We start from the raw sequence: 14,319 nt of genomic DNA, 5'->3' as shown, positions 1-14,319 counted from the left end.
AACTGATGAATGAATTTAATCATACCAACACAGAAGAAAACCTGCTTGATCTTAACATGGTCATGCAGGCTTTCGGCGTTTCTAGCTGGAAAAACTCAGGACCGCTAGAAACATTACACACCGACAATTTAAGTTTACTGATCGAAATCGATGGACAGAAATATGTGCTGCGCGAGCGCCCTGAAGGACCAATGGGAGAAGATCCACACTTTCGGTACTCCTTTCAACAGCATTTGCGACAAGCTGGTATTCCGGTACCGTCGTTGTTACTGACCCCACAGGGAGAACCAACCGTTCAACTGGGAGAGGATTTCTTTGAGATTCAGCAACAGATTGGCGGAGAATTCTTTAGTACAGGCAGCCTGCGTAGTATTGATTGGGTGAAGTCTGCGGGCACCATGTTGGGGCGTATCCATCAAACGTCACAGCAATATCAGGGAACGCCACACCACTGGCCTGCGGAAGCGCAGGTTGGCAGTATCGTGCAAGGATATCTGAACCTTGCTCGCAATCGTGCCAATGATACATCCCTGCAGGCTATCTCTTCTGCTCTGGCCGAATGGGCAGACCAGTGGGAGGCGGTTTTGCCCGCAGCTATGATGTCCATTGGTAGCCATCATAACCTGCCGGAATTTCATATTCATGGGGACTATCACGCTTTGAATCTGCGCTTTGGACCCTTTGGGGTCAGCGCAGTGACAGGTTTAGAGGCGGCACGCTGGGAAAAGCGCATCTTTGAAGTCGCCTATGCCCTCTTTTACTTCAGTGGATTGGCCTGGCTACCTGGTAGCGATGCGACCCCACCTCTGGTCAAGCGTGGCTTTGATCCCGAACGTGTGCAGAGTTTTCTTGAAGGCTATAGTGAACTATGTCCTCCTGTAAAAGGCGAAGCAAGTTTACTGGTGGATGCATTGATGTTAATCGCGCCAGTGGTTACTTTGAATGGACCACTAGAAGATCTCGTGTATGCCGAAGAAGAAACTGAAGGAATGGTGATTGACGATATCATGGAGTACCTGGCATGGGCGACATCGTTGCCTGCCTGGCTTAATCGTGTTCGCCGCACGTTCTCTGAAATGTGGGACTAAACCACTGACGCATGTTTGTCTGAAGCTAAGCCGTATTGGATATGCGGAAGGTCAGCCTGGTTAGACTACTGCCTGTGCTAAATGGAGCAGTGTCTAACCATGATGGAGCAGGAAAAAGACAATAATCAGCAGTAGGACCAGGATTGTAAGTCCACCAATCACAAGCAGTCTTGTATTTATCTGGCTTCCATTGGGGAATTTATTGGGTTGTGCTGTATGATCCCCTGAAGTGAGATGTGGCTGCAATACTGGAGCCGACATCACCATAGCCTGTGCCTGAGAGGATGTATTTGCATACTGTTGATAATCAGGTTGTATGACAGAGGGGGCTGATGTCCTATTGCTCCTGCTTTGAGCCAGGGCAGGTGTTGAAGCAGCTTGTCGCATCTGCTCCTGCGACATTATCAGTGTCTGATCAGGTAGGGCCATCTCAACGCTTGCGTGCGCATTCGGTGGATTGCCAGGATTGCCAGATTGTCGCAATTGTAAGCCACAACGTGGGCAGAATGCGGCTGTAGGCGATAGCGTATTCTGACATTGAGGGCACATACGTGTCCCCATTTGTTGGGGTTGCAGTTGGGAAGGAGACGTGACCGGTGGCTGAACTTGTTGTCTTCCTGCCTGTAATGCATCATACATTTCTGCCAGATCGGGTTGGGTACTATTGGGATCCCGCGGTCTGTTTGGTGGTTGTGGTAGTGCAGCAATCACATTTTTTAAATCATTGGCGAAATCTGCTACATATTGGTAGCGATCTTGTGGGCGCAGAGCCATCGATTTTTGAATAATGCGGTTTAATGCATTCAGTATTTCTGGTGAGAGTGCGCCAAGTTGTGCAATATGCCGCGAATGACGTGGTGCAGGCTTGGCGGGTTTTGAAACACCGAGCCTGAACTGCCGTGCAGCATGGGCCTCGGGACTCTCCTCCGGAGGATTGTTCGCCAGGTAATCTTGTAAATATGGCAAATCCCGTTGTCCCTGTTGGACAGATTGATTACGCGTAGAGACACTTGGAGGTTCATTAGCTGTTAAGGCGAAAAAGAGCGTTCCCCCCAGCGCATAGACATCAGAACGAGCATCCGTGCCCGTTCCACCAGGATATTGTTCTGGTGGTGCATAGCCAGGAGTTCCCTGGTGACGAATGAAGAAAAGCGTACGTGCGCCATCAGCGACTGCTTTAGCATTGCCCAGATCTACCAGTACCGCAGTGCCATTAGGAGTAATACGAATGTTATCAGGCTTAATATCGCGGTGAATGACGATGGGGCGCTGGCTATGCATAAACATAACGCCATCACAAATAGATAAGATCCAACTCAACAGTTGTGGGATTGGAATAATATCATTGCGTTGCCGTATTAATCGGACGATGTCGGTTAAATCGTCGCCCTCAATATAGCTGAGGACTACATAATAGCGGCCCCGTTCCATAAAGGTATCGAGAAATGCTGGCAGATTCGGATGGTGTAACTGGCTAAGCACGCGAGCCTCATGTTTTAGTTGCTCTTGTCCGCTTGCACCGGTTACTAAATATTCCTTCACCGCAGATTGTTGGTTTGTCATCAGGTCATGTGCCAGGTAGACGTGACCAAAGCCACCACTTCCTAACACACGTTCGATACGATAACGTCCATGCACAATCGTACCTGATGGGATTGTCTCTATCATTCGTGCCTCCAGAAAATGTTTCTGTTTGTTTTGTGAACGGGGAACATTGAACTTATTGGGGGCTGAGAATGTGAAATAGCAACATCTATCCTCTTTTACCCATATAATCCCCTGGTGGTGACGGTTGATGATCCGTACCGGGATCAAAATTTAAGTAAGTGGCTAAAAATATAAACTGTTCGTGTGTGAATTAAAGTACGTGACGAGGAGACAACTCTTCGTATAGTTAAGCAGACAATGTGTTGTTACCAATGAATAAATAAGGTCCCTTGTTTTTTGGTGTCCAGGCCGTTTTCACACTAGCATTCGCATTATACACCAGTTCGTAGAACATGTACACGTCATTGACTGCCTCTAGGACTACTTAATGAGAGCATTGTGAGATGTCCTCACATAGTGGATTTTATTGTGTTTCTCTCCATCATCTAAGCGTTTTTAATGGCTTAACTGGTAGGATAGACAGACAGAAATTTCGTATATGATAAAGTAATGATGCGTACATTGCGAGAGCTGTTTTTGAGGTATGTAAAAATTTTAATAATTTTATAACATGTAGAGAGGAATGTTTTGTTATGTCAGCCACATCTGGCTCTGGCCTGGTCTATGATAAACGTTTTTTGGCTCACGATACCGGTGTCGAAGATAAAGTGAACATGCGTGAAGGCTCATTTCAAGTATCTCCTGAAGTGCATCCGTCAGCATTCACAATTATCCGGCGCACCAAAGAGTTTTTGGATGGTGCTGAGCTGACGGCACGTATGATCCCAATACCCGCCCGTGCGGCGTCGGAAGATGAGTTACTTATGTGTCATACTCGTGAATACATTGTTGGTATACGAGAGCTTTCATACCAGGGTGTTACCGGGCCATTGACCGCCTCCTGGGGTGAGATTGACGAAGATACTGTGCTCAGTCCTGGTTCATTTGATGCTGCGGTATATGCTGCTGGTGGTGCGATGAACGCTGTGCAGGCGGTGTTGGACGGGACAGTGCGAAATGCCTATGCTTTATTGCGTCCTCCTGGTCACCATGCTACCCACAATCAGGCATTGGGATTTTGCCTTTTTAATAATGTCGCTCTGGTTGCACAGTACGCCAGACGTGTTTTGGGGCTGGAACGGATTATGATTGTAGATTGGGACGTTCACCATGGGAATGGTACCCAGGATGCTTTTTATGCTGATCCAGGAATATTATTTGTCTCACTCCATCAACATGATTGGTTCCCTCCCTCTGGCGGTAATCTGGATCAGGTAGGTATTGATGCGGGTAGAGGTTATACTGTCAATATTCCTCTGCCGCCAGGTACGGGAGATGTAGGCTACCTGGCAGCCTTTGAACAGATTATTGTACCGATTGGAACCCTGTATCGTCCCCAACTTGTGCTTGTTTCTGCCGGTCAGGATGCTAGTTGGCTTGATCCACTGGCACAGATGATGATGACTATGGATGGATATCGAAATCTTACCAGATGCCTGCTTGAATTTTCTGAGAATATTTGTGCTGGAAGATTGCTTATGTGCCATGAGGGGGGCTATAGCGCTCCCTATGTCCCTTATTGTACGGCAGCCATTGTTGAAGCCCTGGTTGGAGTCGATCTGGGCATCGTTGATTTATATGCTACTTCAAATGAGTTGCTTCGTTGTCAGACTATTTTTAGCCAGGAAACACAACAGGCTCTGCTTACTGCACGCAAATGGCACCAACATTGGTGGAAAATATGATCTTTCTTGCAAATATTTCCAGATAACGCACCACGATACGCATTATATAAAGTAGAGGTAGAAATGGTAAGCATCTTATCTGGTAGGAGGATAGTAAATATGCTGGCAATGGCTCGTAGCTGTGCTGTCGTTGGTTTAGAAGGTGCTCTGATCGAGGTAGAAGTGGATCTGGCATTTGGGTTATCAGCCTTTGCGATTGTGGGTTTGCCTGATGCTGCAGTGAATGAAGCTAAAGATCGTGTGCGTGCAGCTATCAAAAATAGTGGTTGTACATTTCCATTCAAACGTATTACTGTAAATCTAGCGCCGGCCGATTTGCGTAAAGAAGGCCCCGTCTATGATTTGCCGATAGCGATAGGGATTCTCCTGGCTTCTGAGCAAGTGGTTAAGCATGAGCAGATAGAGGGTGCTCTGTTCCTGGGAGAGTTATCGCTGGATGGTAGTGTACGCCATACCAATGGCGTGTTGCCAATGGTGTCTCTCGCACGCGAGAAGCATATTAAAACTGTCTTCGTTCCTGCTATAGATGCGCTGGAGGCAACGTTGGTGGAGGGTATTGAGATCTATCCGGTTGAGACATTGCGGCAATTGATAGAGCATTTAAATGGAAGCGTACTGATACAGCAATATAAGCGTGATGCATCTTTGCTCAATATCGAGGAAATGTATAGTGGACAGAATATGTCAGCAGTACGAGGTCAGGAACATGTGAAGCGTGCTTTAGAAGTCGCGGCCAGCGGTGGACATAATGTATTAATGAGTGGCTCTCCAGGTTCTGGTAAGACATTGCTAGCTCGCTCAATGCCTTCTATTCTTCCTTCCATGGTTATTGAAGAAGCCTTAGATGTAACGAAAATATATAGTGTAAGTGGCATGCTTTCTTCAGATGTTCCATTGGTGCGTCAGCGTCCATTTCGGGCTCCCCATCATACTATCAGTCATGCTGGCCTGGTCGGAGGTGGACGTATGCCACGACCAGGTGAGATTAGCCTGGCTCATCGTGGCGTGCTCTTTCTGGATGAGTTACCTGAGTTTGGAAAGAATGTATTGGAAGTTTTGCGGCAGCCGCTAGAGGATAAAATTGTCACCATCTCTCGTGCCCAGGGAAGTATTACCTATCCTGCAAATTTTATGTTAGTTGCTGCCATGAATCCTTGTCCTTGTGGCTTCTATGGTGACCCTGTTCGTGAATGTACGTGTTCGGCACTGGCTATTACACGCTATCAAAAGCGTATCAGTGGCCCGCTCATGGATCGTATTGATATTCATATTGAGGTGCCACGGGTAGATTATGAGAAACTGGCGGATAAGCGCAACGTCGAGTCATCGGTGACTATCCAGATGCGTGTCCAGCAAGCCCGTGAACGCCAGTTGCAACGTCTCCAAGCGACTGGATTAACCTGCAATGCTGATATGGGTGCTTGCGAGATCCAGGAGTTCTGCGGAGTGGATAGTGGTGGAGAGAAGTTGTTGAAGGCTGCTATGCAACAGATGCATCTTTCTGCTCGGGCTTACCACCGCGTGCTGAAATTGGCCCGGACCATTGCTGATCTAGCCAACAGTGATCTTATTGCTGCTAACCATGTCGCCGAAGCGATCCAATATCGTCCTCGCATACAGGGATAATAGAGTCTTTATCATATTTGAGAAATATGTGAAGTTGAAGTGTGAGAAAGCTCTTTTCTCTATCGTGAAATGAGCTCTTTTCCCACTTTAGATGAATGAAATATGTTATGATTCTAACCGACGTTTTTTTTGCTACGCCCACTATTACTAGCGGATAGCAGTGGTGAGTAATACTATCCATTTGACTGCTTGAATTGATTTTGATGTTGCAACGTAGAAACATTGAAAGGTGTGAATAGTATGCCTGATTTCCCAATTTTGGATGCTCATGTGCACTTGTGGGACCCCGAACATTTTCGTATTCCCTGGTTGGATGATACAGAGCTTTTGAACAGGCGTTATGGTTTACAAGAATATCAACAGTATACACAGGGAGTCTCTGTGGAAGGTATGGTGTACGTCGAGGTGGATGTAGATCCCCATTATGCTTTAGCGGAAGCAAAATGGGCCGCAGAACAAGCAGCCAAAGATTCACGTTTACTGGGCATTGTCGCGCATGCTCCGCTTGAATTTGGAGAAAGAGTGCGTGCCTATCTGGATACATTGGTGCAAATAAGCCCTTTAATAAAAGGGGTACGTCGTTTACTGCAATCTGAAGCAGATAGCGCATATGGTTTGCGGCCTGACTTTGTGCGGGGTGTGCAACTTCTCGCGGAATATCAGCTCTCTTTTGATATTTGTGTGCGTCATGGTCAATTGTCCAGTATGGTTGAGTTGGTGTGTGCCTGTCCCGAAACAACTTTTATTTTGGATCATATTGGGAAGCCCGATATTCAAGGACATATATTAGAGCCCTGGTATGACGACATAAAGGCTCTGGCGGCCTTCTCCAATGTTGTGTGTAAGATTAGTGGTCTGGTGACTGAGGCAGACCATGAGCATTGGCAGATTGAAGATCTCGCCCCATATGTGAGCCATGTGATAGCATCTTTTGGAGAAGACCGTGTGCTTTTCGGTGGTGATTGGCCCGTTGTGTTGGAAACAACGAGCTATCCACGTTGGGTAGAGGCTTTAGATGTTGTGACGGCTGATTTGTCTGTGGTGGCAAAGCGTAAACTATGGAATGAAAATGCTCGACATGTGTATCTCTTATAGTTTTAAAGCTTACTGCAGCATAAAATAAGGCTCTTACATAATCAAGCGAGACGAGATAGTTGTCCTAGTTAAGGATAAGTAGTAGTGAATATCATGACAGAGTATCGTCTATAATTCAACTTGGAAGGAGTTGTTGCCAATGAAGGCATCTACTCCCATTGGGAATCCTCTCATCATTCTTAATCCTGCCGCGAACCGAGGACGTATGCGAGTATATCAGGATTTGCTTCAACAGTATATAGTCTCGCATCAGGCAGAATATAGAGAGACACGGGCGCCGGGAGAAGCAAAAGACCTGGCCCAGCAGGCAGCGATGGCAAATCGTTCAATAATAGTTGTAGGTGGTGATGGAACAATTCATGAAGTAGTAAATGGTTTGCTCACTGCTGGAAGGCGGGTTCCATTAGGGATTGTGGCGGCGGGATCAGGCAATGATTTTGCCTGGAATACTTTAAAACTTCCACATGCACCATTGGAAGCGATTGAGCATGCCTTTAATGGAACATTGATAGATGTAGACGCAGGTCGCGTGAACAATAGCTATTTTGCGAATGGTTTTAGCATCGGTCTTGATGCAGAAATAGGTGCTATGACCAATCAGATGAAAAATATACCGCTGATGAGTGGTGCTCAATTATACTATGTTGCGGCATTATGGCAACTTCTCTTTCATTTTCATCGTTGCCCCTGGTTGACCTTTCTTTTTGACGCTGGCAAGGTTTCACAAACGCATGAGAAGCGCTATATCTTGCTTGCTGTTACCAATGGACCCGCCTATGGCGCTGGTTTCAGAATTAATCCTGTTGCTGATCATACCGATGGTTTCCTGGACATTTGTGTGGTAGAGTACATGCCCATCAAGAGAGTCTTGCGATTGTTTCCTGGTGTCAGACAAGGGAAACATGTTGGTGAGCCCGAAGTGACCTTTTACCGTGCAAAAACAGTGCATATTGAGAGCAAGCAAGGTGCGACTATGCAAGCGGATGGCGAGGAGTCGCGCGTAACGATGATCGATGCCGCGGTTTTGCCCGGCGCATTATGGATACGTGTGTAGCAGTGCTTTTTATAGCTGGTTTTTCTTATTCTCTTTAGTTGTACTACGTATCGGGGCAGCGATAAATGCTGATGGGCAGAGTGAGGCTATGGTACATTGTTCACAAAGCGGCCTGCGAGCATCACAGATAGCTCGACCATGAAAAATTAACAAGTGAGAGAGATCAAGCCAATCGTCTTTGGGAACAATCAGCATTAACTCCTGTTCGATTTTGACCGGATCAGTATTTGTCGTCCAGCCAAATCGCCGGGCAAGGCGCCCCACATGCGTGTCAACTACAAAACCAACTACGATACCAAAGGCATTGCCCAACACCACGTTGGCTGTTTTACGGGCTACTCCAGGTAGCGTCAATAGTTCCTCCATCGTGTGGGGAACTTCACTATTATACTCAGTAATCAAACGCTGGCAAGTTGCACGTATATTTTTTGCTTTATTGCGATAAAAGCCTGTCGAGCGAATATCTTGCTCCAATTCTTCCTGGCTGGCCGCTGCAAAATCTTCAACATTGGTATATTTCTTGAAAAGTTTGGCCGTAACAATATTTACGCGTTCATCAGTACACTGTGCGGATAATTGCGTTGCAAGCAAAAGTTCCAGGGGATTGGTAAAGTTGAGCGAGCAGGTTGCCCCTGGATAGAGACGTCGTATTTCAGCAATAATGGCGTTTACTTGCTCTGGTGAACCTGGTTGAGGACCGGAGTAAATAGGTGTTGTGAGATTCATGAGTGTTGTTTCTTTCTCTCGATAACTTTTCAGTGCATATGCAAGCTGTTGCTGCAATCGGGTCTATTCGAACAGGAGAATAGAGCGGCATAATGAATAGGGTATGGATATTGTACCTGGCGAAAGTTGAAGAAGCAACAGGAGAAGAACGAGGGGGGGAGCGAATGGTGCCTGGCATCCCTCATTAACGATTGTTGGATAGATCCTTAATGAGGGTTATTGCAATCCAGGCATATTTTTTGATGGCTATATGTGTCTGTAAAAAAATGATAGGATAAAATGGTTAAGCATTGGATTCCCGTTGACCGCGTAGCAAAGCACGCAAAGCATCAGCTTGTCCATGATTCCAGGCTGCGGAATGCACTTCAGTACCAACAATGGGAAGGGAGCTTTTTTCGCGGATTTGTGCCGCTCTCTCCCGTTGAATGATTTCGTGAATTAGTTGGCGCTCACTCAAGCGCCAACCATGTTGATGAGCCCGATCAGCCAGCCACATAATGCGCGTATAACCAGCCTCATATTCTCGATCTGCTGAGTCATTGCGCATGGGTATATTTTGCATAATAACGCCTCTTCTGCAGAAAAACGATGAAGTGAAAAGAATATACTTCGATGTGTAATTTTCCTGACACGATTATGGCAGAAATTGTATCGATGTGTCAAGAAAGATTCTTCTTTTTTCATGCGTGTCGGGTATGTGATGGGGCCTGTAAGCTCCTATGGATGAGATAAGACGAACCGATTAGTCTATTTTTTTAGCTTGAGGCTATGCGGTATGCTAGAATCAAAGCATCATTATTTGGCTGGAGACAAACTTTATAGGATGACTTATCGTTCTCCATGAAACGTGTCCTTATATATGCTCGTACTATTGTTGTAAACATTGTTAGCGAAATATATCAGGGCGGTACAATAAAAAATGTACTTGTGGCATGTTGATATAAAGAAACTTCATTAAACAACGTCAGGGAAGGAAGTTGAGCATGGCTAATAAAAAACAAATAGCAAATACCCAGGGCAGTAGTGAAAAATTGAGAAATGATCTGACTGCCAGTATATTCCGCAAGCGGAATCAACCGAAAACTCTGAAGGATTTCAGTATTCATACGCTGCGCAACCTGCCAGCGAATATCTCAATGGTTCAAGGGCTGATGAAAGCTGTTAACTGGAAGTTAGCACAACAAGAAGTACTTGATGGTCTTAATAATACTGTTGTTCTGGTTGGACAGCCGAACACTGGTAAGAGTACACTGTTTAATACCCTTAAAGGACAGACATTATCTCCAGCATCCCCCCAGGCTGGTACGACACGAACATTAGTGCGCACTGACTTTGGTCCCTTTACGCTGGTAGATACTCCAGGACATTTGCCCGATGTAATGGAAAGTGGTATGGATCAGGCAAGTGTGATTGTGTTTTTGATAGATGCTTCAAAGGGCTTGCAGACATCAGATCGCGAGTTGTATAACGTGATCAAACGCTTTGAAAAGCCAACGGTCGTAGCTGTGAATAAAATCGATGAGCTCAAAAGAGGAGAAACTGGCGATCAACTGGCAACAGAAGTCGCTGTTTTATTAGAAGCCCCTGGTGTTATTCCTGTCTCTGCTAAAACTGGCGAAAATATCGCTGAAGAGTTGATCCCGGTAATTATTGAAGCCAGCCCAGAAGCTGCACTGGCTATTGGCCGTGAGTTGCCCGCATATCGGCGCGCTGCGGCGCAAAGAATTATTCGTAATGCCACATTGGTAAGCCTGGCCGCTGGCTTAGAACCGATTCCATTTATAGATATTCCTATTCTTTTGGGAACGCAGATTCGTCTGGTATTACGTCTGGCAGCTTTATATGGTGAGCCGATGGACAATGCCGATGCGAAGAAGCATGCACGTGAATTGATTGCTACTATTGGTGGTGGATTGGGTTTACGTTATCTGGCTCAGCAAGCTGCGAAAGCCGTCCCATTTGGAGGTGATTTTGTGGCAGGTGCAATTGCAGGTGCAGCTACCTGGTCAATCGGTCAAGTCGCCCTGGAATATTATGAAGGTAACAAGCAAGTAAATCCAAAGCGTTTACAGCAATTATACAAGGACACGTATCGTCGTTTCCGTCGTGATAAAAACGTTGATGCGCTGCGCGCACAAGCAATTACTGAGCTGCAAGAGGGACATTCTGTTCCGTTGTTGGAAGATCCCGACAGGCTCATAGAAGAAGGGAAAGCCTAAACTGTGCCAATGCTCTTTCCTTACGATCATTATAAAACTGTGATTGAGCCCTTTACAGCGTATTATCCGGTGGGCGAGGAGACCCTTGCCCACCAGGTTTTACAATCATTGGATCAAGCAGCGAAGCAACTTACTGCTTTACTCCATGTTGACATGCCTGATTTTGAAGTATTGCTCGTCAATATGGATGATTGGCCTCTCGTCCCTCACAGTGAGAGCGAAGAAGTAGACTCGCCACATCCATATATGACAGACCTGACAACTCCTGCGACGTTAGTTGTGCCGCTTGAAATCGATCCGATTTTTGGAGTAGTAACGCCAGAAAAATTTGCGTTTATGCTCTACCACGAGTTGACGGTTGCTTATCTCGAAGATGACCCGCGTCCATGGCCAGATGAAACCCCCTTATGGGCTGATGAATGGCAATTTAAGTTTATTGCGTTATGGTTGGCTCAGAAATTGAACAATGTTGAAGGCGTTGTCAATAAGGATGGCCTGGAGCAATACGAGGAAGCCTTTGAGCCAGAACTGGATGGGAAGACGCCTGTTACCATTCGAGGATTTGATTGGTATGAAGATACCACGCCTGAAGAGTATCTCACGTACGAATTATTGTTGGAGCAGTTTGCTGCAGATCTATTAAAGCGTTACAATGTTTCTGTTATTTCTCGCTTCCTCTCGGCTTACCGTGTTGAGAGCAAACAATTCCTCAGTGACCAGGTGACAAAAATGCTCGCCGATGCACTTGGATCGGGTGCTGAAGAGTGGCTTGAAGAACTTGTATACTTTTAAGGAAGAGGTTTTACTCTTCAGGTTGTAACGCATTCATACGAGAAGAGGAGATGGTAAAGATTATATTTACATCTTCTCTTTTTTAATGGCTAAATTGAAGTTTAACATGGAGGAAGCTTGTGGCAATATGGCAGGAGGCCCCTGAAAACTTTACACTTACCAGGCAGGAAATACATGTTTGGGGAACATATTTTGATGCCTGGCTGTCGGATATTTCTCGGCTTACATCAGTGTTATCCGACGATGAGAGAGAGCGGGCAAGTCGCTTTCATTTTGAGAAGGATAGGCAGCGCTCGATTATTGCACGAGGCTTGTTACGTATACTGCTAGGAAAGTATTGTTCATGTCCTCCTCGCGATATTATTTTTACTTATAATGACTATGGAAAGCCCGCTTTGAGTGAAAGTGAGCGCTACCCTCTTGTTTATTTTAATCTGGCGCATTCATATAATATGGTTGCCTATGCTTTTACTTTGATGAATCCCGTGGGTATTGATGTTGAATATATGCGTACAAATATTGAATATGAGCAACTAGCGCAGCATTATTTTTCTCCTGATGAAAATGAGCAACTGAATAGTTTGTCTGGAGAGCAGAAAGCGCAGGCTTTTTTTGCAGGCTGGACCCGTAAAGAGGCTTACATTAAGGCTCGTGGCAAGGGACTGTCTATTCCTCTGACTTCTTTTGATGTCACATTACGACCTGATCTGCCAGCGCAATTATTAGCTTGTCGCGAAATTCCTTCAGTAGCACAAAATTGGTCACTTACTGCTTTGCCTGTGGAGCCACCTTATGCAGGAGCTCTGGCATTGGAAGGAACTGCTGATAAAATCAGGTATTGGCAAGTTCCTGCAAGCCTTGTTTCCTAAATCTTCTCCTGAGGAGATTCGTATCGTTGTGCAACATGGCTTGTTGCCCCTATGATTTTGGCAGGTGTTTTAGTATAATAGGTCGAATCTAAAGAGTGGGCAAATGTTGGGAGATGAAAGAGTAAGGAGCTCCGATTTTATGTTTAATCATGTGGCAATTATCGGCCTGGGGCTGATTGGCGGCTCTATTGGGCTTGGATTGAAGAAAGCGGGAGTCGCACAAAAAGTAGTTGGATATGATTCAGGTCCTGGGGTTGGTGAACGTGCCCGCAAAATTGGGGTGATTGATCAAGCGTGTACAAATGTACCTGATGCTGTCCGTGGTGCTGATTTAGTAATTTTAGCGACCCCTGTAGGAGTTGTGCGCACTCTACTGCAGATCATTGCGCCATCGTTAACTCCCGGGACAGTTGTGACAGATGTTTCCAGTACAAAATCGCAAGTCATCACCTGGGCGGAAGAGTTTTTACCAACTCATGTTTCGTTTGTGGGAGGGCATCCGATGGCTGGCAAAGAGGTAAGTGGGATCGAAGTTGCAGATGCTGATTTGTTTCAAAAGTGTATTTATTGCCTGACTCCTACCGCACGGACACCGGCCAGTGCGGTTCGGAAGGTTGCTATCCTGGTTGAGTTATTAGGGGCTCATCCACGTTTTATAGAACCATCTGAGCATGATGGCCTGGTGGCGGCAGTGAGCCATCTTCCATTTTTGGCTTCGACTGCATTGATGAGCACGGTAGCCGAAGATCCAACCTGGGCAGACTCCTCTTTATTAGCATCAAGTGGATTTCGGGATGCGACCCGTCTGGCTGCTGGCAGTCCTGAGATGTATCGGGATATTTGTTTCACGAATAGTGCAGCAATTGTACGTTGGATGGACGCTTATGTGGCTAACCTGTCGATGTTGCGCGACCAAATTGCCATGCATAGCAGTAAGTTGAACGAAGAATTTGCCAGGTCACGGCAATTACGCCTGCAATGGCAAGATTTGAATGAAGAGACAGAGTAAGAGTGATTAAATAGCCGCAAAAACTTTTCCAGCAGTACTTTTTTGTGCAAAGATTGAAGTGCTTGACAAAGTCATTGCTGTATGGCATAATCAGCGAGCTGTCGAAACGAAACAATCACACCTTCCTTTTTGAAGGGATTGTGCTCCTGTTTGTTCGAACATCCTGTGTGCCACGCTAAGGTGGCTCCTCTGAGATCATGCATCTCTCACGCGCTTCCCAACCTGGTTGAGATTGCCGGGAGCTGCCGGCTCTTTTTTTCGGATCGTCTCCTTGCTGGAGACAGCACGAACGATGAGTAAAATGAATTTCAGCGCAAGCGCAAATCCCCCGGGAAAAACGCTTGACAAACCACAAGGGATATGCGATACTACGGGAGTTGAAGCGAGCAAGCGAAAAGAAACGTACTGCTCCTCGACACACCAAAAACAAAGAGTACCTTGACAACTGA

Annotated in this window: 12 protein-coding genes; 9 read left to right on the top strand and 3 right to left on the bottom strand. The window is 46.0% G+C overall.

All coding sequences use genetic code 11. The annotated features are described in order from the left end of the window. Nucleotides 1-5 precede the first annotated feature (5 nt). A complete protein-coding gene (locus tag F1593_RS15225) occupies nt 6-1,088 on the top strand; it encodes a phosphotransferase enzyme family protein (protein ID WP_149402419.1) in 1,083 nt (360 codons plus the stop codon). A gap of 93 nt (nt 1,089-1,181) precedes the next feature. Here the strand turns inward: F1593_RS15225 and F1593_RS15220 are convergent, their stop codons facing one another. After that, a complete protein-coding gene (locus F1593_RS15220) occupies nt 1,182-2,756 on the bottom strand; it encodes a serine/threonine-protein kinase (RefSeq protein WP_149402418.1) in 1,575 nt (524 codons plus the stop codon). Between the two features lie 572 nt (nt 2,757-3,328). Here F1593_RS15220 and F1593_RS15215 point away from each other — a divergent pair. The 4 genes from F1593_RS15215 (at nt 3,329) to F1593_RS15200 (ending at nt 8,255) form a co-directional block, all read left to right on the top strand. Beyond that, entirely contained in the window at nt 3,329-4,480 is a 1,152-nt protein-coding gene (locus tag F1593_RS15215) for a class II histone deacetylase (RefSeq protein ID WP_149402417.1), read from the top strand. Nucleotides 4,481-4,579: 99 nt separating this feature from the next. Further along, nucleotides 4,580-6,106: a YifB family Mg chelatase-like AAA ATPase gene (locus F1593_RS15210; protein WP_149402416.1), complete on the top strand. Its 1,527-nt coding sequence runs from the start codon at nt 4,580-4,582 to the stop codon at nt 6,104-6,106. Nucleotides 6,107-6,346: 240 nt separating this feature from the next. Next, complete coding sequence (locus F1593_RS15205) at nt 6,347-7,201, top strand: amidohydrolase family protein (protein WP_149402415.1); 855 nt, start codon at nt 6,347-6,349, stop codon at nt 7,199-7,201. A 139-nt stretch (nt 7,202-7,340) separates the two neighbouring features. Then, on the top strand, nt 7,341-8,255 hold the full coding sequence (locus tag F1593_RS15200; protein ID WP_149402414.1) for a diacylglycerol/lipid kinase family protein: 915 nt from the start codon (nt 7,341-7,343) through the stop codon (nt 8,253-8,255). A gap of 9 nt (nt 8,256-8,264) precedes the next feature. Here the strand turns inward: F1593_RS15200 and nth are convergent, their stop codons facing one another. After that, nucleotides 8,265-8,981, bottom strand: a complete 717-nt coding sequence (gene nth, locus F1593_RS15195) for an endonuclease III (protein ID WP_149402413.1) — start codon at nt 8,979-8,981, stop codon at nt 8,265-8,267. 283 nt (nt 8,982-9,264) lie between these two features. Further along, nucleotides 9,265-9,543 (bottom strand): hypothetical protein, encoded by a 279-nt coding sequence (locus tag F1593_RS15190; RefSeq protein WP_149402412.1) that lies wholly within the window; start codon nt 9,541-9,543, stop codon nt 9,265-9,267. Nucleotides 9,544-9,964: 421 nt separating this feature from the next. Between F1593_RS15190 and F1593_RS15185 the strand changes: the two genes are divergently transcribed. The 4 genes from F1593_RS15185 to F1593_RS15170 all read left to right on the top strand — a co-directional run bounded on the left by F1593_RS15185 (nt 9,965) and on the right by F1593_RS15170 (nt 13,870). Then, nucleotides 9,965-11,200, top strand: a complete 1,236-nt coding sequence (locus tag F1593_RS15185) for a GTP-binding protein (protein WP_149402411.1) — start codon at nt 9,965-9,967, stop codon at nt 11,198-11,200. A gap of 3 nt (nt 11,201-11,203) precedes the next feature. Further along, on the top strand, nt 11,204-11,992 hold the full coding sequence (locus F1593_RS15180) for a hypothetical protein (RefSeq protein ID WP_149402410.1): 789 nt from the start codon (nt 11,204-11,206) through the stop codon (nt 11,990-11,992). Nucleotides 11,993-12,111: 119 nt separating this feature from the next. Then, on the top strand, nt 12,112-12,861 hold the full coding sequence (locus F1593_RS15175) for a 4'-phosphopantetheinyl transferase family protein (protein WP_149402409.1): 750 nt from the start codon (nt 12,112-12,114) through the stop codon (nt 12,859-12,861). 139 nt (nt 12,862-13,000) lie between these two features. Then, nucleotides 13,001-13,870 carry a prephenate dehydrogenase gene (locus F1593_RS15170; RefSeq protein WP_172632138.1) on the top strand — a complete coding sequence of 290 codons (870 nt, stop codon included), beginning with the start codon at nt 13,001-13,003 and terminating at the stop codon, nt 13,868-13,870. Nucleotides 13,871-14,319 lie beyond the last annotated feature (449 nt).

Source organism: Dictyobacter arantiisoli (genome assembly GCF_008326305.1).
In the GTDB taxonomy this organism is placed as follows: Bacteria; Chloroflexota; Ktedonobacteria; order Ktedonobacterales; family Ktedonobacteraceae; genus Dictyobacter; species Dictyobacter arantiisoli.
This window is presented reverse-complemented; position numbering and strand designations above follow the sequence as displayed.